The sequence below is a fragment of the Erwinia papayae genome (genome assembly GCF_058241465.1).
Map to the genome: position 1 here is coordinate 1,144,050 of NZ_JBZCHT010000009.1, position 18,920 is coordinate 1,162,969.

Consider the following 18,920-nt stretch of genomic DNA (forward strand, 5'->3'; position numbering starts at 1 on the left):
TGGCAGCACATGACTGCCAGGTAATACTGAACGACAGGCTTCTTCTGAATCCTGCAGATGACAGCGGCCAGCTAACGGGAAGATTAAAACACCATGCATGAAAAATATATGCGCGTTGAAGAAATCAAGTCACAGACCGATGCGCTTTTCGTAAGCGTCATGTCCAGACCGTATTGATGCTTATACAGATGTGAGATCAGCCTTCCAGGGCAGCAGATCGCGGACCCGGTTTACCGGCCAGTCCTGGATATGGCCGATGACGTAACGCAGCCACGCCTCCGGCTCCACGCCGTTCAGCCTGCAGGTGCCGATCAACGAGTACAGCACAGCTGCTCTCTCCCCACCTGCGTCTGAACCGGCGAACAGCCAGTTCTTCCGGCCCAGGGCAACGCCACGCAGCGCGTTCTCCGCGATGTTGTTGTCTATTTCCGCCCAGCCATTGCCGCAGAACAGGTTCAGCGCGTCCCACTGTTTCAGCAGGTACGCGAACGCCTTCGCCCTATCCGAGTGCCGCGACAGCACCTTCATCTGCGCCTGTATCCAGTCGTACAGCGACTGCATCAGCGGGAGGGTCTTCTCTTTCCGGATCACCAGACGCTCGTCTGCCGGACTGCCGCGTATTTCCGCCTCGATGGCATACAGCTCACCGATGCGCTTCAGCGCTTCGGTGGTAATGTCCGTCGGGGTACGGACGTGAACGTCGTGGATTTTTCGCCGGGCGTGCGCCATGCATGCCGCTTCGGTGATGCGCCCCTCTTCGTACAGGGCATTGTAGCCTCCGTATGCATCCGCCTGCAGGATCCCGCTGTACCCGCTCAGATGCTGTTGTGGATGAACGCCTTTACGGTCCGGTGAGTACGCGAACCAGACTGCCGGTGGCATGACCGAGCCCGCGTTTCGGTCATCCCGCACGTACACCCACAGCCGGGCCGTGCGCGTTTTGCCGCTGCCCGGCTCCTGAACAGGGACCGGGATATCATCAGTATGCACCTTGCCGGGCATCAGCACGTACTGCCGCAGCAGGTCATACAGCGGCTCCAGCAGTTCACTCACCGCCCCGGACCATCTCCCCAGCGTGGCCCGGCTCAGCGCCACACCCTGGCGGCGGTATATCTCAGACTGCCGGTAGTGAGGCGTGTGCTCCGCGAACTTCGCCGTGACGATGCGCGCCAGCAGAGCGGGGCCGGCGTAGCTGCGTTCGATAGGCTTTGACGGCATCGGGGCCTGAACGATGTGGTCGCACTGGCAGCAGGCCAGCTTCGGCCGCTGCGTTTCGATAACCTTAAAGGCGCTGCTGATGAGTTCCAGCTGCTCCGACACGTCGCAGCCCAGCGGGCTGAGGGTGCCGCCGCACGCCGGACAGGCAGTTTCGGCCGGCGGCAGCGTACTTGTTTCGCGCGGGAGTGAGGCAGGAAGCGGTTTACGGGCGGAAGACTGGCGCAGCGGCTGCGGGAGTACCGGGTCATGCTGCTCTCCCAGCACCTCCGCCATCTCCTCCTGCAGGGCGCTGATGCGCTCTTCAGCTTCGCGCACCTGACGCGCCGTTTTTTCACGCAGCTTTTCAGAGCTTTTGCCGAACTGCATGCGCTGCAGCTTAGCAACCAGCGCCTTCAGTCGGTTTATCTCACTGGCGTACGCCGCCACCCGCTGCGAGAGCAGCCGGTTATACTCCGCCATCTGGCGTATTGTGTGCTGCTGCGTGTCCAGCAGCGCCCGGAGCCGGGCATTTTCATCGCAGAGTGAGCGCACCATGCGCTTACTTTACTCCGGTTCAGATGCGCAGGCCAGGGCGTTCCGTCCGCTGCGGATGCTTCCAGTTGATGCCTTCCAGCAGCATCGCCAGCTGCGCGGGCGTCAGATGGACTTTACCGTCACGGGTCACCGGCCAGACAAAGCGCCCCCGCTCCAGCCGTTTGGTGAACAGGCACAGACCGTCCCGATCTGCCCACAGCACCTTGATCATATCGCCCCGCCGGCCCCGGAAGATAAAGAGGTGGCCGCCGTACGGGTCAGCACGAAGCGTATTCTGCACCTTCGAGGCCAGCCCGTTGAAGCCGTTACGCATGTCGGTTACGCCGGCGACCAGCCAGATACGTGCGCCCGCAGGAAGGGAGATCATTGTTGACCGCCCTGCATTTCCCGGATAAGCATCTGCAGAAGTTCCGGCGTGAGTCTCCCGCAGATGCGCAGCGTACCGGCGGGCAGAACCAGTTCGCAACAGGCAGGCTCTCCTGTTGAGGGGACCGGCAGCTTAGCGGGTCGGTCGGTCGGGGGCAGCGTCACGGGGAGCAGTGCCGGCGTACCGGCAGGAGCAGCACCCAGCAGCCCCTGCTGATAATGGCGCCGCCAGTTGAACAGCAGATTGTCATTGATGTCATTTTCGCGGGCAAGCTGTGCCACGCTGACGCCCGGTTGCATAGACTTTTCCACCATAGCGATTTTAAATTCGCGCGGGAAGTTAGGCCGGCGTGGTCGCCTGCGGGACGCAGGTATTGCTGTGGGTGCAGCAGACGGGGGCGGAACAGGCGACTTTCGTGACGCCTGTCGGTAAAGCCGGTTGTTCAGGGCTTTCAGATTTACGCTGTCCGGCAGAGGCCATGATAATTCCGCTCTCTGAAAGCGAACGAAGAGTTCGCAGACGGTGGTTTTGGGGATACCTAACCGCCGTCCTGCCTCAACGCGGGACAGCTTTTCATCAAAATGAAGGCGCAGAGCCTCAAGGAGCCATGTCCGGTTTTTCACGCGATAATGTCCATTAAAAATGATGGACATTATTCTCCCGTAACGGGAGACAACCGGACAGACGGTCTAAATAAGACGCTTACTTATGTCATCAGTCTGACTGGCATCAGTATTCACCAGCGGCTCTTCCACGGTATCGAAAAGTGGCTCCGTGATGGCGTTCTGTCTGCGGGTGACCATCGTACAGTCGCCTTTTTCGAAGGTCATACTGACAAACAGTGGTCCGGTACTGGTATGAACGGGATTCAGGTGGTCCGTGCCCGGTGAGCCCGCGTCGGGTACTGATTCATAAAAGTGTGTACCGGTAGGCAGATAAAAATGAATATCGCCGTATAAGGTGTCGGTTCTGCCATCACGTGATATATCGAGTTCAGGCGTGGTGCGCCCGGTCAGTTTCAGCATGTTTTCGTTGTCACAGAACACCTGAAAGTGAAAGGCGTTCACGTTATCCACCGTACCGCTCTGCCCGATGCGATCCTTGCGCCAGACTCTGGCTCCGTCCCTGATGGCGGGGTCCAGCCGCTCCCGGAGATGCATGTACAGGGAGTAGTACACGACGCTGCAGTTTTCACCTATATCGGTTTCATGCTTTAGCAGGACATAGCCGTCATCCGTCCTGCCATTGTAATTCAGCGGAAAGACATCGCGGCGGTCTGTGGAGGACGGCGAGCGACAGGAGACCACCACTCCGTCCGCGATGGCGCGGACAAACTCAATGCGGTCGTACCCTTCCTCAGTGCGGTCAGTATGGAGAACGTGCACGCCTCCATGCCACGATGCGTGTCTGTTGAGCGGGAAGTCCTTGTTGATATCTACAGGCATCATTCTGCTGACCCATGACGCGTCACTTTCTCCGGCGTTCCGGGGGCGGACAAACGGCGGGCTGATTATCATGATGACTTCCTGTCTTTTCTGAAATTTAAGATAAGGCAGGATACCGGCCCTTATTTAAACAAACGTTGAGCAGGAACAGAGAAACGCCGGAATCGTTATGTCTCACTCAGAATTTTATACACCGTGGAGCGCGCAATCCCGAGCTGCCGGGCGATTACCGTTGCCCCCGTGCCCTTACTGTGAAGCGCCAGCACGCTGTTTCTGTCGATTGTGCGCCTGCGGCCAAACCGGATGCCTTTCAGCTTCGCGTCCTCGCGACCCTCATTCGTGCGTTCCAGTATTCTGCGGCGCTCGGCCTGGGCTACGGCGGACAGGATGGTCACCACCATTTTTCCCATGTCGCCGTCGGTACTGATCCCGTCATCCATAAACCGGACGGCCACGCCCTGGGCGTCGAACTCCTTTATCAGCTGGATCATATCGGCGGTATCGCGGCCAAGGCGGTCAAGGCGGTCAAGGCGGTCAAGTTTCTTTACCAGAATGACGTCGCCTTCCTCCACCTTCATGCGCAGCAGATCCAGCCCTTCCCGGTCGGCTGAACTGCCGGATGCCTTGTCGGTAAAAACCCGTCGGCACGCCGGATGCACCTTTGAGCGGGCGGCTGTTCACCACACAGAGCACAGTTCTGCTGGCAAAATTCATTTTTGAGCGCCCTGTGGAGCCCTGAATTCTGCGGCAAAGAGGTTTTCCCAGTTAGCGAAGGAACCGAGAGGAATATACTCAAAAGTCAGCAAACCCGCCTTTGCCAGTGGAAACTCGCCCATCACGCTGACAGCCTGATCAAGGTTTTCACACTCAAGGAAAATCGCCACGCCGGGCCTGTCCTGCCGGTAATAGATATCCCGGATGATGCCGGATTTATACAGCGCCCAGGCGTGCAGCACTTCAGAAAGCAGATGAGGGGAATATTTTTCCGGCGTCGTGCCGGAAGCGGGAATATCCAGACATAAAATGCGCATTCAGTCTCCTGAACTCAGTCGTTAAAGGAAAGAGACAGGAATTATAAGTTAACGATTTCAGTAAGATTAGGTCACCACTGGCTTAAGAAGTTTTAGCCTGTATCTAATAATCCCGCAGACAACAGGCGATATAATCAGAGCTGATTCGCCGCCTGTTAACTGGTCAGCGACCCGGCGGTTTGCAACACGCCAGAAAGACCGTGGCAACCCGCCAGCAGGCGGGCAGCCACATTAATAAGCCAGCATGATAACAGGCCTGCTTAACCGCTGGCGCTGGCGGGTAAATCCCAGGTTTCTTCTGCCACCAGCGCATCATGGGCATCGCGCATCCGGCGACGGAAATCACTGGGACTCACCCCCACCCGTTTGCGAAACACCCTGGAAAAGTAGAGCTGATCGTCATAGCCCACCAGTCGGCCAATGGTGGCAATGGGTTCCTGGGTGGTCTGTAACAGCAGCCTGGCGCGGATCACCCGCTGATCCTCACGCCAGCGCAGCAGATTCACGCCCATCTGCTCACGAAACAGATGCGCCAGCCGCGACGGCGACAGACAGACGTGACTGGCTACTTCATCGATCTTTAATTCGCCCGCCAGGTGGCTGGTGACATACTGGCAGGCCTCGATCACCCTTGGATCCCGTACCTGCTGGCGGCTGCGCGGATCTTCCTCTACCGCCCGCAGCAGCAGCCTTTCCAGCAGGTTCATCGCCAGCTCCTCGGCAAAACGGCGTCCGGAGGTGTGCGTCTGCTCAATGCTGGCAAACAGCCGCTCGAACTCGCCCCGCAGCCGTTCCGGCAGTCTTAAACGGCCAACCCCCCGGGTCTCATCCTGCCACACCAGCCAGTCACTCCAGTAGGCGCGCGGACGAAAATAGATCCAGCGATGATGCCAGCAGTCACTCTGCGCGGCGCGGCCATAATAATGCGGCGTTTTTGGCTGGAACAGCAGCAGGTCACCCGGCTCACAGTCAAAAGCATCCTCACCGCTGAATACCTGCCCCCGGCCCCGGATGGTCAGGTTGATAATGTAGCCCTTCATGCCTTGTGGCCGGTCGATAAAAAAGTCAAGCGTGTCCCCGGCATTAATCGGCGTCAACCCGGCCACCAGCCAGGCGTTAAAAGGGTAACCGGGCAACAACGGATTGGACTGCGCCGCAGGCGCTGAACGATGATACATAACGTTACCTCAGGCTGATTTGGCTTTCTGTTTGTATCGGTCAAAAATAACGGCAGCTAACAATATCAGGCCACGCACCACATACTGGGAAAACGGTGAAATATTCAACAGGTTCATCGCGTTCTCTACCGTGCCAAGGATCAACACCCCGGCTACCACGTAGGAAATTTTACCGATACCGCCTTTCAGCGATACGCCGCCCAGCACGCAGGCCGAAATAACGATCAGCTCATAGCCAAGAGAGGTCATCGGCTGGCCGCTGGTCATCCTGGAGGCAAGGATAATACCCGCCGCCGCCGATACCAGTCCGGAAAGGATAAAGATGATAATACGGGTGCGCACCACCGGCACCCCGGCCAGTCTGGCCGCTTCTTCATTACCACCGATTGCCAGCGTGTTGCGACCAAAGGTGGTTCTGTTCAGCAGGAAGCCAAAAATCACCATGGTGCCGATGGTCAGCCAGACCGGTGCTGGTACGCCAAGCCAGTTGGCATAGCCCAGCGCAAAAAAACGCTCATCTTCAATCCCCACCGCCTTGCCGTCGGAGAAAATATAGGCCAGCCCACGCACAATCTGCATGGTGGCGAGCGTGGTGATCAGCGCGTTGATTTTCAGCTTCGCGATGACAAAACCGTTAATAAAGCCGCAGACCACCCCCAGAAGTAAACCGGCAACCACACCGATCCACAGGCTTTCACTCAGGTTGATAACCACGGCGGTGGTCACCCCGGCGCAGGCAATCACCGAGGCGACCGACAGATCAAAATCGCCGGAGGCCAAGCAGAACAGCATTCCGCAAGCCACCATGCCGGACATCGACATGGCCAGCCCCAGGCCTTTCATATTGATCAGGGTGGCAAAATTCGGCACAAACAGGCTACAGCCGATAAACAGTACGGCGAACACCACCAGCATACCGAAATTATCCCAGATACGGCTCAGATTGACGCGGGCAGAGGGGGTTGCTGACGGTACAGAAGACGTGGTGGAAGATGACATAAAAGATCTCCTGTGATTCAGGCCACAGCGGCAGTTTGTTGGGTGGTTACAGGCATGGCGAGGCTCAGGGTCAGGGCTTCGGTGGCTTCCTCATGGCTCAGCTCACCGGCAATTTCCCCTTCGCGCATCACCACAATGCGGTCGGCCAGCCCCATCACTTCAGTCAGGTCACTGGAAGCAAACAGCACCGCAATGCCCTTTTCCGCCAGCGCATAAATGACGTTGTAGATTTCATGTTTCGCCCCAACGTCGATTCCCCTGGTGGGCTCGTCGAGCAGAACCACCTTCATCTCTTCCGACAGCCAGCGGCCGAGGATCGCCTTCTGCTGATTGCCGCCGGAAAGGTTCATAATCGCCTGGTCGGCGGACGGCGTTTTGATATTCAGCGCACGGATGTGTCTGGCCGCATTTTCACTCTCCCACTGATTGTTGATCAGACAGCCGGCGGTCAGGTTATTGCGCCGGGCGCTGATATTGATATTGTCGCGCACCGAATGCACCGGAATGATGCCATCCGCTTTGCGATCTTCCGGGCAAAGCAGGATCCCGGCACGAATAGCGTGCGCCGGTTCGCGAATCGTCAGCTTCTCGCCATCCAGCCAGAGTTCGCCGCCGGTAAGCCTGGTCGCGCCAAACAGCCCTTTCATCAGCTCGCTGCGCCCCGCGCCTACCAGCCCAAACAGACCCACAATTTCCCCGGCGCGCACGCTGAGCGAAACCGGCATCCGCACGCCCTTCGCCTGTACCCGATCCAGTTTCAGCCGCACCTCTCCGGTCTGACGCGGCGCATAGCCATAGATATCGCCAATTTCCCGGCCCACCATTGCCTGCACCAGCTGGTCATGGCTGGTATTCGCCACATCACTGAAGGTGCGCACATAGCGCCCGTCTTTAAACACGGTGATGGCATCGCTCAGCGCAAAAATTTCTTCCATCCGGTGTGAGACGTACAACACCACTCTTCCCAGATCGCGCAGTTTGCGGATCACCCGGAACAGGTGCTCAATTTCACGCGCGGAGAGTGAGCTGGTCGGCTCGTCAAAGGCGATCACTTTGGCATTACGCGCCAGCGCCTTGGCAATCTCCACCATCTGCCACTGTCCCAGCGACAGCGCTTTCAGCGGCGTGTCCGGATCGATATCCATACCCAGATTCGCCAGCTGTTGACCGGCTTCATAGCGCAACAGCCTGCGGTTAACCAGTCCGGCCCGCTGTGGCAGTTGCCCCAGATAAATATTCTCGGCCACCGACATTTCCGGCACCAGGTGCAGCTCCTGATAGATAATCGCCACCCCGGCGTCCAACGCATCGGTGGTATGACCGAAGCTGACAGGCTCGCCTTTCAGACGGATTTCACCGCTGTCAGGCCGGTAGCTGCCGCTGAGGATCTTCAGCAGCGTCGATTTTCCGGCACCGTTTTCACCCATCAGCGCGTGAACCTGTCCGGCCTCACAGGTAAAACTGATATCCTGCAAAGCCTTCACACCGGGAAAGGTTTTGCCGATACCGTGAAAACTCAGATAAGGGGGTTGTGTGCTCATCACTCCTCCTGCAAAGGTGACGGGCCGCCTTAAAGACGACCCTTCCGCTGCTACATCAGGCCTTTTTTAGCCAGTTCGGTTTTGAAGTTTTCGCGGGTAATCAGCACCACATCCGTCACTTCAGTAAATTTCGCCGGTTCAGCCCCTTTGGTTACCCAGTTGTAGAGCATCTGGATACTCTTGTAGCCATGCACGTCGGGGCTGGGCAGCAGTGAACCGTAGAAGCCGGTGGCCTGGCCTTTTGACAGTTCGCTCACCGCATCCACCCCGTTAATGCCAATGCCGATGACATCCGGTGCTTTAAAACCCTGACCTTCGGTAGCGCGAACGCCACCCAGCACGGTGTTGTCATTCATGCCGACAATCAGCCAGTGTTTCACCTGCGGGTGCTGCACCAGCAGTGAGTTACCGGCATCAAAGGCACCGGGAATATCATTGGATTTGGTCGGCACTTTATAGATTTGCGCCGCCGGGAAACCCGCTGCTTTCAGCGCATCCATCGAGCCGGAGGTACGACGACGTGCGGTGTCCAGCTCATCGGCAGTGATCGCCATCACCCCGGTGTCCTTCGCATCCCAGCCGCGCTTCTGCATCTCTTTGTACAGCTCCTGTCCCTGACGCTCACCGATTTTGGTCGCCGCCATCATCACCAGCGGTACGGTATCCATCGGTTTGCCCTTCGCGGTGACAAACTGGTCGTCAACCGCAATCACCTTCAGGTCATAGCTGCGGGCTTTTGCCACGATGGCAGAGCCAAGTTTCGGGTCGGGCGTACAGATAACAAAGCCTTTCGCGCCGCTGGCCGCCAGACTGTCGATAGCATTAAGGGTTTTTTCACCGTCCGGGACGGCGATTTTGATCACTTCAAAGCCCATCTCTTTTCCGGCCTTGTCAGCGAATCGCCATTCGGTCTGGAACCAGGGTTCTTCCGGTTGTTTAACCAGAAAACCCAACTTCATGGTGTCGGCGATAGCTGAATGTGACATAAGGGTGGCGAGGCCAATCGCGGCCAGCGCGTGAGTAATTTTGTGCATGAGGCTCTCCGGCTCAGTACCCGCTTTTTGCGGTGTGATGTAAACGGTAACATTGGCGATGCTGAGAACTTAAACAACTGTAATTCCGCTATTTCCGCACCTGAACAGTGCCACAGATGCCGGAATGCATTAGTTTTAGCGGTAAGCTGGCAGCGAAAGGGAGAGCGCTATCACACCCTGAGATTCCAGCTGAATTATCCATGCATTCAGCCATATTAACCTCCTTTTAACATTTGAAGCCCATCACAAAAGCTGCGCAAATGACAGAAAAGTGCATATTTGCAGCGTCCCCTTCCTAACGCCTGTTGCTGACAATTCTTAGGGTAATGAGACATCAGACACTGAGCGGCTGGAGAAAACATCATGCAGAGGGAAGCCATTACCATCGGGCTGGATTTTGGCAGTGATTCGGTACGTGCGCTGGCGGTGGAGTGTGCCAGCGGTCGGGAGCTGTACAGTTGCGTGGTGACTTACCCGCGCTGGCAGCAGGGCCTGTACTGCCAGAGCCGACGCAATCAGTTTCGCCATCATCCCCAGGACTATATTGACGCGCTGGAACGGGCCATATGTGACGTTGTCACGAAAATGTCGCCCGCGCAGCGCCAGAATGTGGTGGGTATTGGCGTTGATTCCACCGGTTCCACCCCGGCCCCCATCGACCGCGACGGTAACGTTCTGGCGCTGCGCCCTGAATTCGCTGACAACCCCAATGCCATGTTCGTGCTGTGGAAAGATCACACCGCGATTAAAGAAGCGGAGGAGATCACTGCTCTCTGTCACAGCGGCCAGTTTGAAGACTATTCGCGTTTTATCGGCGGCATTTATTCATCTGAATGGTTCTGGGCCAAGATCCTGCACGTCAGCCGGGAAGACGCCGCGGTGCGCGCGGCCGCCGTCTCCTGGGTGGAACTGTGCGACTGGGTGCCGGCGCTGCTCAGTGGCACCACCGCCCCGTCAGAGATTCGCCGGGGGCGCTGTGCCGCCGGACATAAATCCTTATGGCACCCGGACTGGCAGGGGCTGCCGCCGAAAGCATTTCTCGACGCGCTGGACCCGCTGCTTACCCGCCATCTCGACGTGCCGTTGTTTACGGAAACCTGGACCGCTGACGTCCCGGTTGGCAGGCTGACCGCTGAATGGGCGGCGCGCCTGGGGCTGCATCAGAACGTGACCCTTTCCGGCGGTGCCTTTGACTGCCATATGGGGGCCGTTGGCGCGGGAGCCGGGCCATACACCCTGGTCAAAGTCATTGGCACCTCCACCTGCGACATTCTGATTGCCGATCCGCAACGCATTGCGGGCCGGGCCATTGAAGGGATCTGCGGACAGGTGGACGGCAGCGTCATCCCCGGCATGATCGGGCTGGAAGCCGGCCAGTCAGCGTTTGGCGATATGTATGCCTGGTTCAGTCGCCTGCTGAGCTGGCCGCTGGTGCAGGCGGCGGAGCGACATCCTCAGCTGGCGGCGGAACTGGCGGAGATTCAGCACGGTCTGCTCAACGATCTGACCCGCAGCTGGGCCGCCGATCCGCAGCTGGAAAATCTGCCGGTGGTGCTCGACTGGTTCAACGGTCGCCGCACCCCGTTTGCCAATCAGCGTTTGCAGGGGGTGATCAGCGGCGTGAATCTTGGCACCGATGCCCCGGCGCTGTTCGGCGGTTTTATCGCGGCGACCGCGTTTGGCGCACGGGCGATTATGGAGTGCTTTGAACGGCAGTCTGTTCCGGTGGAAAACCTGCTGACGCTGGGCGGTATTACGCGTAAATCACCGGCAATTATGCAGGTGTGTTGCGATGTGATGAACCGGCCGCTGGATATCGTCGCCTCCGATGAATGCTGCGCACTGGGAGCAGCAATTTTTGCCGCCGTTGCCGCCGGGGTCTATACCAATGTGCCTGCCGCACAGCAAAACATGGCCAGCCCTGTCGCCACCACGCTTCAGCCAGATGCGACGCGTGTCGCCAGCTGGCAGCAACTCTATCAGCGTTACCTTCAGTGGTGTGAAGCGTCGGAACCTCTGTTCGCCGCCACCCCGTCAACAATTTAAGGAGAATCTATGGCTCAGCATAACGTCTGGTTTGTGATTGGCACGCAGCATCTGTATGGCCAGCAGACGCTGCAACAGGTGGAACACCATGCGCAACAGGTGGTTGACGGCCTTAACCGCGAAGGTAACCTGCCCTTCACCCTGCTTCTTAAACCGCTGGTAAAAAGCCCGGATGAGGCGCTGGCCCTGTGTCGGGATGCCAACCATGCACAGGATTGTCTGGGTCTTGTCACCTGGCTGCACACCTTTTCACCCGCGAAGATGTGGATTGGTGGCCTGTCGATTCTGCATAAGCCGCTGTTGCAGTTCCATACCCAGTTCAACGCCGAGATCCCGTGGGACAGCATGGATATGGACTTTATGAACCTGAACCAGACGGCACACGGCGGGCGTGAGTTTGGCTTTATCGGTGCGCGGATGCGCCAGGCGCACAGTGTGATAACCGGTCACTGGCAGGATAAAAACGCTCAGGCCCGACTGGCGAAATGGATGCGGGCGGCGGCGGCGAAACAGGCCAGTCAGACGCTTAAGGTGGCGCGTTTTGGCGACAACATGCGCGACGTGGCGGTGACGGAAGGCGATAAAGTGTCTGCGCAGATCCAGTTTGGTTACGCGGTAAACGGCTGGGGCGTGGGTGATCTGGTTGAGGTCATTAACGGTATCAGCGACGGCGACGTCACCGCGCTGGTCGATGAATATGAAACGCTGTATGACTTTACCGCCGCCACTGCGGTCAACGGCGAGAAGCGGCAGAACGTGCTGGATGCGGCGCGGATCGAGTTGGGCCTGAAGCGCTTTTTGCAGGATGAAGGCTGCATGGCGTTCACCACTAATTTTCAGACGCTGCATGGCATGACGCAGTTGCCCGGTCTGGCGGTACAGCGCCTGATGGCCCAGGGCTATGGCTTTGCCGGAGAAGGCGACTGGAAAACCGCCGCGCTGCTCCGCATTTTTAAGGTGATGGCAACCGGTCTGCCGGGGGGCACCTCATTTATGGAGGATTACACCTATCATTTCGCGCCCGGTAATGAGCTGGTGCTGGGGTCGCATATGCTGGAGGTCTGCCCTTCCATTGCGTTGCAGGCCCGTCCGCTGATTGACGTGCAGTATCTGGGCATTGGTGGCAAGGCCGATCCGGCCAGGCTGATCTTCTCCACGCCTGCCGGACGTGCGGTCAATGCCAGCGTGATTGATATGGGCGACCGTTTCCGCCTGCTGGTCAATGTGGTGGACGCTATCGAGCAGCCGCAGGCGCTGCCGAAGCTGCCGGTCGCCCGCGCCCTGTGGAAAGCGCAGCCCTCACTGGCGACCGCATCAGAAAGCTGGATACTGGGCGGTGGCGCGCACCACACGGTGTTCAGCCAGGCACTGACCGTGGACGATATGCGCCAGTATGGCGAGATGCATGGCATTGAGGTGCTGGTGATCGACGAAGAAACCACGCTGCATGGCTTTAAGGATGCGCTGCGCTGGAACGAGGCGTATTACCGGCTGAATCAGCGTTAAGCCGCCGCGCAGCGGAGCCTGACCGTTCAGAGGTATTGACACAATGGCGTTATCTTTAAGGGCATCCTGCGGGATGCCCTTTTCATCGCGCGGGGATTGCCGTTCGGCAAAGGCCTGACCGGAAATGGTTTGTACGCCGCCTCCCCCGCGATTTGTCCGGATATTCATCCCCCTCCTGAGTCACCTGTTTGCCGTCAATGTATCTGAGGCGGTCCGTCCCGGACCATTTGTGGGTATCCCCGAATTTAAGCCTGATATCGCCAGGCGTCGTCCCCCCTGGCCGGGTCAGAACACTTTTTGCGTAACGCAGCGGGATTATTTATATTTACCGCAGCTTTTTCGACACCTCTGATACTGCCATTGACGGCAATCATCAACGTTAATTAATAACGCACGGAGAAAGGAATCATGGTGCGTAACATAGCCCCCGGATATTGTGTGGTGAATCGACCCGGCTCGCTGGATTATCAGGCGCGGGAACTGTTCAGGGATATTCGCTCCCCCGCTTCCCAGCTTTTTATGAAACTCAATGCGGATACGCAGTATCTGAAAGCCGGACAGATCCTGATTGTGGCCGACCCGGAGACGCCTGCTCAGCTTACAATGCATATGCTGCATTCGCTCAGACAGGCGAAAAATAGCACCAACCGCGCCTTTACCGGCGTCAACGGCGACGACGCCCGCTTTATGCAAAAGCATTACGGGCTGATTGCCGCACTGACCGGTGCCGGGGACAAGATTTTCAGCACCGCAGGTGATGCCGGTGAACGCTATTTCAGGGCCATTGAGCAGACACTGAAAAAAATTGAGGTCAGCTATCAGAATCAGTTCCGCACTCAGGGAACGCTGATTAGCCAACAATTTTTTGTTGAGCGCAATCAGCTGTTGAATCAGTTAAAAGAGCTGGTCAACAAGCCGCTGTTAAAATCGCTGGCCCGCTATACGGTTAAATTCCGCCAGTATGAGAATCTGAAGCGGGCGTTAAACCTGTCGAGTAAATCCATTGTGCATGAGTGGTCAACAGCGGGACTGGGTGGCATTCCCGGTTATTCTTACTATGTGGGTAATGCGGCCAGAGCGGCAAGGTTCCTTAAGGCCGGTGGGTATATTGGCATTGGATTTTCTTTTGCCGGAACGACCAATGAAGTGGTGAATGCCTGCACGACCGGGCGTGAGAGTGAATGTAGCAAAATAGCTTTCAAAGAATATGCTAAATTCACAAGCGGTACATTTGCTGGCATGGCTGGGGGTACTTTGGGAGCATCCGCTGGGATGGGAGTTTGCGTTGTGGTCGGCATAGTCACCGCTGGTGCGGGAGGCGTTGCTTGTGCTGCTGTGGGTTCGTTAGTCGGTGGGGCTGTTGCTGGTTCAGCAAGCAATTATATTATGAACCTTTGGTTAGAATAGCATGAAAAATATTTTTTTTATCTGGCTATGGGGTGTGCCATCATCCCTTTCTTTATTACTGTTTTACAGTTTGTGATTTTTTCTATAAATAACAAAAAATACAACACTTTGTTATCCATTTATCGCGATAGTGAATTTGAACTACCACCACTGTATAAATTTTACGGGTCAATGGGTTTCTTTGGATCTTTTGGAATGTCTTACTTTTTCTCAAGACTCAGAAAAGGTAAAAAAATAATTTTCCAACCGAAAGAACGGATTGCCGTTTCCGAATTCCTTCGAAGTGTTGATATAAGCTTCACAAGATGGATAGATAAGTATTATTACCTTTCAATTTCAGCCCTATCCTTGTATGCGGTTTTTGTTGTAATGAGTTTGATAAAAATGGTAATTACGTAGATTTAAAAGCCCACAACAGTGTGGGCTTCTATCTCTAATAGCTACTGTCCATCTCCAGCGCTACATCCAGCATCGTAAGACACTCGTCGATAAATCCCTCAGCCATCTGAAACTTAATCCGGATCATGCCCTCTGACAGCTTAAGCTTTCTGCTCGCCCCCGGCTGGAAATATCCCGGATGAAGTGGTCCACCAGCAAGCATATTTATCCGGTCACTTTTGCTTTAGTCTGCCCACACAGGTATCAACAATCATCGCGTCATTGTCTGTGTAACTAACGTCGCTGCCATTCTCAGGCAGCAGACACTTAAACACCACGGTTATTGCTGAATATCCAACCTCACTTTTAATACGTTTTTTGACCAGCTGGCCAAACGCTCTGGCACCATCTGAATATCGCGCATGATGAAGTCCACATCTGACGTAATTTTTTGTGTTAGTAATAACCCGACTGACAACCTTTAATAATCCGCAATCGTAATTTGCATACGTTTACGGGGGAACCTGTTGTGGCGGAAAAATCAGCGCTTGCTGAAAAAAACCAGTCGAAATCTGGCGCAGCCGTGATGGCAGCATGAAATATGATTTCGAAAGATGGGCATCCGGCGGGATGCCCTTTTTGCAGTACCACATCGGTTAAAGACAGATAAGCAGCCGCGCTCTTTATCATCCGGGTAGCCGTTTTACCGGCGCATTCTGTTGCCGGTCCCAGAGCACGCTGAGCAGGCGTTGCAGGGCGATAAAGGCAAACAGCAGCACCCCGACGGCAATCCGCGTCCACCAGGAACTCAGCGTACCGTCGAAATTGATCCAGGTCTGGATCAGCCCCTGAATCAGCACGCCAAACAGCGTACCCAGCACGGTTCCCACCCCGCCTGACAGCAGCGTGCCGCCAATCACCACCGAGGCAATGGCGTCCAGTTCCACTCCCATGCCCGCCAGCGCATAGCCCGATGAGGTGTAAACAGAAAAGACAATTCCGGCCAGCGTCGCCAGCGCCGATGACAGCATATAGATCCGCACCGTGGTGCTGCGCGTGGAGATCCCCATCAGCTGCGCCGAGGTGGCATTGCCCCCGATGGCATAGACCTGATTACCAAAGCGACTGCGGTGAGCCAGCACCATGCCGAGCAACACCACCAGCAGCATCACCAGCGCCAGCAGACTCAGTCTGCCGCCACCCGGAATGGTCCACGCCAGCGAAGAGAGTGTGGCGTACAGCGGATGATCGATGGGCAGGGAACTCTCCGCCACCAGATAGCTGCATCCGCGCAGGAAAAACATCCCGGCGAGGGTGATGATAAATGCCGGGATCTTCAGCGCATCAATCAGCCAGCCCATCAGCGCACCAAAAATTGAGCCGATGGTCATCACCAGCGTAAATGCCAGCCACGGATTAAGGTGATAATCACCGATCATTCGCGCCAGCACCACGCCAGTGAAGGCCACCGTTGCGCCGACCGAAAGATCGATGCCACCGGAAAGAATAACGAAGGTCATCCCCACCGCGATAATGCCCAGAAAAGCATTATCCGTCAGGATATTCGCCATCACTCTGCTGGAGGCGAAGCCGTGATACTGGCTGAGGCAGAACAGGTAACCCACCACAAACACCAGCAGCGTGATAAACAATGGCAGATGCCGTTTAATCATTTCTCCGCCCTCTTTTAAATATGGCGATAAAACGCGGTGACTGAATTAACAGCACCACCAGCACCACCACGGCTTTAATCACCTGATTCAGCTCTGGCGGAAATCCCGACAGCAGAATCCCGGTATTCATCGACTGAATGATCAGAGCACCCGTTAGCGACAGCAGCAGGTTAAAACGTCCGCCCAGCAACGATGCTCCGCCGATGACCACCGCGAGGATCGCATCCAGCTCCAGCCAGAGTCCGGCGTTATTGGCATCCGCCCCACGAATATCCGCCGCAACAATCAGTCCGGCTACCGCAGCACAGAGGCCGCTCAGCAGGTAACAACTCATTACCACCAGCCAGCTGGTCACCCCGGCATTGCGGGCAGCCCGCAGATTAATCCCCACTGCCTCAATAAACATCCCCAGCGCGGTTTTACGGGTCAGTAACCAGACCAGCAGCGCCATCACCAGGGTCAGCCACACTGGCACCGGCAGCAGCCACAGCGTGCCACTGCCCAGCCAGGCCAGCGACTCACTGTCGAAGGTGACAATCTGGCCCTGAGTGATCAGCTGCGCAATACCGCGCCCGGCGACCATCAGGATCAGGGTGGCGACAAACGGCTGAATCTTCAGTACCGCCACCAGTACACCATTCCACAGGCCACAGAGCAGCCCGGTCGCCAGCGTCGCGCTGATAATAAACGCCAGGCTGTGGCCGGAGACGGTCAGCGTCGCCGCCGTGGCCCCGGCGATGGCCATCACTGCGCCGACCGACAGATCGATGCCGCCGGTGGCGATCACCAGCGTCATGCCAACAGCCAGCAGGGCTACCGGTGCAGCCCGGTTAACAATATCAATCGGGCTGCCAAACAGCCGACCGTCCTGCAGGTGAATGGCAAAAAAATGGTCTGCCACCAGACTGTCGACCAGCAGCACCAGCAGCAGGGCCGCCAGCTGCGGCAGTCCGGCAGGCAGCTTACGCCCGGGGCGGGGCGCTTTAACGGATACTTCCTGAGATTCAGGCATCACTCCCCCCTCCTTCTGCTATTGCATTGACAATGGCGGCCACCAATAACTGCTCCAGTGGGATCTCCGCCACCTGCTGGCGGTCACGCAGGATCAGCACCCGGTCGGCATAGCCCACCAATTCTTCCAGCTCTGATGAGATCACCAGCAGCGCCAGTCCGTCGGCACAAAGCGATTCAATCAGGCGGATAATTTCCGCGTGTGCGCCCACATCAATCCCGCGGGTTGGCTCATCCAGAATTAAAAACTGCGGTCGGGTTACCAACCAGCGGGAGAGCAACACCTTCTGTTGATTACCGCCGGAAAGCAGCTCCACCGGCTGCTCAGCATCCGGCGTGCGGATAGCCAGCCGTTTGATAAAACGTTCAGCAATCTGTTGCTGTTCGCGTCGACGGATTGGTCGCAACCAGCCGCGCTGCGCCTGGAGGGCAAGAATGATGTTTTCCCGCACCGACGCCGCGCCAATGATGCCATCGGTTTTGCGATCTTCCGGACAAAAGCCCATGCCCAGCCGGGAAGCCTGCGCCGGTGAGCGAACGGCCTGTTTTTTTCCCCTGATATAAGCGCTGCCGCTGTCGGCGGATTTAATACCAAACAACAGCTCGGCGGTTTCGGTCCGCCCGGACCCCAGCAGGCCCGCCAGCCCGACCGCTTCGCCGGGACGCACGCTCAGGCTGAAGGGTTCGATGGTGCCTTTTTTGCCGTAATCTTTGAATTCCACCACCGGCTCATTGCGCCTGAGGGTGCGCCCTGCCCACTGTAACGCCCCCGCCAGCAGCTCACGTCCCAGCATCAGTTTAATCAGCTCCAGCTGCGGTAACTCAGCGGTGGGTCGCGTGGCGATAAACTGACCGTTGCGCAGCACGGTAATCCGATCGCAGACGGCGTAAACCTGATCGAGAAAGTGAGTGACGAAAATCAGCCCCATTCCTTTTGCTTTTAGCTGCTTCATCAGTGTAAACAGCAACGCCACTTCGCCCGCATCCAGGCTGGCGGTGGGCTCATCCAGGATCAACACCTGCGCCGAAAGATCCACTGCCCGGCAGATAGCGATAATCTGCTGCATGGCAACCGAATAGTGTCCCAGCGGACGGGTGACATCCAGCTCAAATCCATAGCTTCTTAACAGCGTTTGCGCGTTTTTTATCAGCGTCCGGCGATCAATCAGTCCCAGCCGTCGGGGTTCACGTCCGATATAAAGATTATCGGCCACCGACATATTGGGCAGCAGGTTAACTTCCTGATAAACCGTGCCAATCCCCGCCTGCTGGGCCTGCGCGGTGCTCTGCGCATTGACCGCCTGACCGGCCAGCATCACCGTGCCGCTGTCACGGCGATAAACCCCGGTCAGCACTTTAATCAGCGTGGACTTCCCGGCACCGTTCTCACCCAGCAGAGCCATAATTTCACCGCGATGCAGATCAAATGAGACGTTGTCCAACGCCCTGACGCCGGGAAACGCTTTACTGACGCCGCTGATGGTTAACAGCGGCGCTCGGGATAAACTGTCATTTCGCATAACCACCAGACCTCAGTGAGGATAAAAAAAGC

17 protein-coding genes and 1 pseudogene are annotated in these 18,920 nt (G+C 56.9%); 3 read left to right on the forward strand and 15 right to left on the reverse strand.

Going from position 1 to position 18,920, the window contains the following annotated elements:
* Positions 1–180 precede the first annotated feature (180 nt).
* From tnpC to AC3RPL_RS10295, 10 genes and pseudogenes are all read right to left on the reverse strand, one after another.
* Entirely contained in the window at positions 181–1,752 is a 1,572-nt protein-coding gene (gene tnpC, locus AC3RPL_RS10250) for an IS66 family transposase (protein ID WP_490739507.1), read from the reverse strand.
* A 19-nt stretch (positions 1,753–1,771) separates the two neighbouring features.
* Positions 1,772–2,119, reverse strand: coding sequence for an IS66 family insertion sequence element accessory protein TnpB (tnpB, locus tag AC3RPL_RS10255; RefSeq protein ID WP_490739508.1), 348 nt, complete (start codon positions 2,117–2,119; stop codon positions 1,772–1,774).
* Positions 2,116–2,772, reverse strand: a complete 657-nt coding sequence (tnpA, locus tag AC3RPL_RS10260; protein WP_490739509.1) for an IS66-like element accessory protein TnpA — start codon at positions 2,770–2,772, stop codon at positions 2,116–2,118. The genes tnpB and tnpA overlap by 4 nt, the downstream gene beginning before the upstream one ends.
* A 36-nt stretch (positions 2,773–2,808) precedes the next feature.
* The gene (locus AC3RPL_RS10265; protein WP_490739945.1) at positions 2,809–3,636 is read right to left on the reverse strand and encodes a M23 family metallopeptidase; all 828 of its coding nucleotides are present in this window, start codon (positions 3,634–3,636) and stop codon (positions 2,809–2,811) included.
* A gap of 95 nt (positions 3,637–3,731) precedes the next feature.
* Positions 3,732–4,205 (reverse strand): annotated as a pseudogene (locus AC3RPL_RS10270) (recombinase family protein); the annotation flags it as partial.
* Positions 4,206–4,274: 69 nt separating this feature from the next.
* Positions 4,275–4,595 (reverse strand): superoxide dismutase, encoded by a 321-nt coding sequence (locus AC3RPL_RS10275; protein ID WP_490739946.1) that lies wholly within the window; start codon positions 4,593–4,595, stop codon positions 4,275–4,277.
* Positions 4,596–4,855: 260 nt separating this feature from the next.
* Positions 4,856–5,773: an arabinose operon transcriptional regulator AraC gene (gene araC, locus AC3RPL_RS10280; protein WP_034936298.1), complete on the reverse strand. Its 918-nt coding sequence runs from the start codon at positions 5,771–5,773 to the stop codon at positions 4,856–4,858.
* Positions 5,774–5,782: 9 nt separating this feature from the next.
* Entirely contained in the window at positions 5,783–6,772 is a 990-nt protein-coding gene (gene araH, locus AC3RPL_RS10285; RefSeq protein WP_490739947.1) for an L-arabinose ABC transporter permease AraH, read from the reverse strand.
* Between the two features lie 17 nt (positions 6,773–6,789).
* Positions 6,790–8,313, reverse strand: coding sequence for an L-arabinose ABC transporter ATP-binding protein AraG (gene araG / locus AC3RPL_RS10290; RefSeq protein WP_490739948.1), 1,524 nt, complete (start codon positions 8,311–8,313; stop codon positions 6,790–6,792).
* A gap of 50 nt (positions 8,314–8,363) precedes the next feature.
* Positions 8,364–9,347 carry an arabinose ABC transporter substrate-binding protein gene (locus tag AC3RPL_RS10295; protein WP_034936294.1) on the reverse strand — a complete coding sequence of 328 codons (984 nt, stop codon included), beginning with the start codon at positions 9,345–9,347 and terminating at the stop codon, positions 8,364–8,366.
* 363 nt (positions 9,348–9,710) lie between these two features.
* Here AC3RPL_RS10295 and AC3RPL_RS10300 point away from each other — a divergent pair, with 363 nt between their 5' ends.
* From AC3RPL_RS10300 to AC3RPL_RS10310, 3 genes are all read left to right on the forward strand, one after another.
* Positions 9,711–11,393: a ribulokinase gene (locus AC3RPL_RS10300; protein ID WP_490739949.1), complete on the forward strand. Its 1,683-nt coding sequence runs from the start codon at positions 9,711–9,713 to the stop codon at positions 11,391–11,393.
* Between the two features lie 9 nt (positions 11,394–11,402).
* Entirely contained in the window at positions 11,403–12,899 is a 1,497-nt protein-coding gene (gene araA, locus AC3RPL_RS10305) for an L-arabinose isomerase (protein ID WP_490739950.1), read from the forward strand.
* 408 nt (positions 12,900–13,307) lie between these two features.
* Positions 13,308–14,306 (forward strand): hypothetical protein, encoded by a 999-nt coding sequence (locus AC3RPL_RS10310; RefSeq protein ID WP_490739951.1) that lies wholly within the window; start codon positions 13,308–13,310, stop codon positions 14,304–14,306.
* A 433-nt stretch (positions 14,307–14,739) separates the two neighbouring features.
* On the opposite strand, the gene AC3RPL_RS10315 is transcribed toward AC3RPL_RS10310, so the two are convergent.
* From AC3RPL_RS10315 to AC3RPL_RS10335, 5 genes are all read right to left on the reverse strand, one after another.
* Positions 14,740–14,907 (reverse strand): antiterminator Q family protein, encoded by a 168-nt coding sequence (locus tag AC3RPL_RS10315; protein ID WP_490739952.1) that lies wholly within the window; start codon positions 14,905–14,907, stop codon positions 14,740–14,742.
* A gap of 10 nt (positions 14,908–14,917) precedes the next feature.
* Positions 14,918–15,022, reverse strand: a complete 105-nt coding sequence (locus tag AC3RPL_RS10320) for a hypothetical protein (protein WP_490739953.1) — start codon at positions 15,020–15,022, stop codon at positions 14,918–14,920.
* 348 nt (positions 15,023–15,370) lie between these two features.
* Positions 15,371–16,357, reverse strand: a complete 987-nt coding sequence (gene yjfF, locus AC3RPL_RS10325) for a galactofuranose ABC transporter, permease protein YjfF (RefSeq protein WP_490739954.1) — start codon at positions 16,355–16,357, stop codon at positions 15,371–15,373.
* Entirely contained in the window at positions 16,350–17,372 is a 1,023-nt protein-coding gene (ytfT, locus tag AC3RPL_RS10330; RefSeq protein WP_490739955.1) for a galactofuranose ABC transporter, ATP-binding protein YtfT, read from the reverse strand. The genes yjfF and ytfT overlap by 8 nt, the downstream gene beginning before the upstream one ends.
* Positions 17,362–18,888, reverse strand: a complete 1,527-nt coding sequence (locus AC3RPL_RS10335) for a sugar ABC transporter ATP-binding protein (RefSeq protein ID WP_490739956.1) — start codon at positions 18,886–18,888, stop codon at positions 17,362–17,364. The genes ytfT and AC3RPL_RS10335 overlap by 11 nt, the downstream gene beginning before the upstream one ends.
* Between the last annotated feature and the right edge of the window lie 32 nt (positions 18,889–18,920).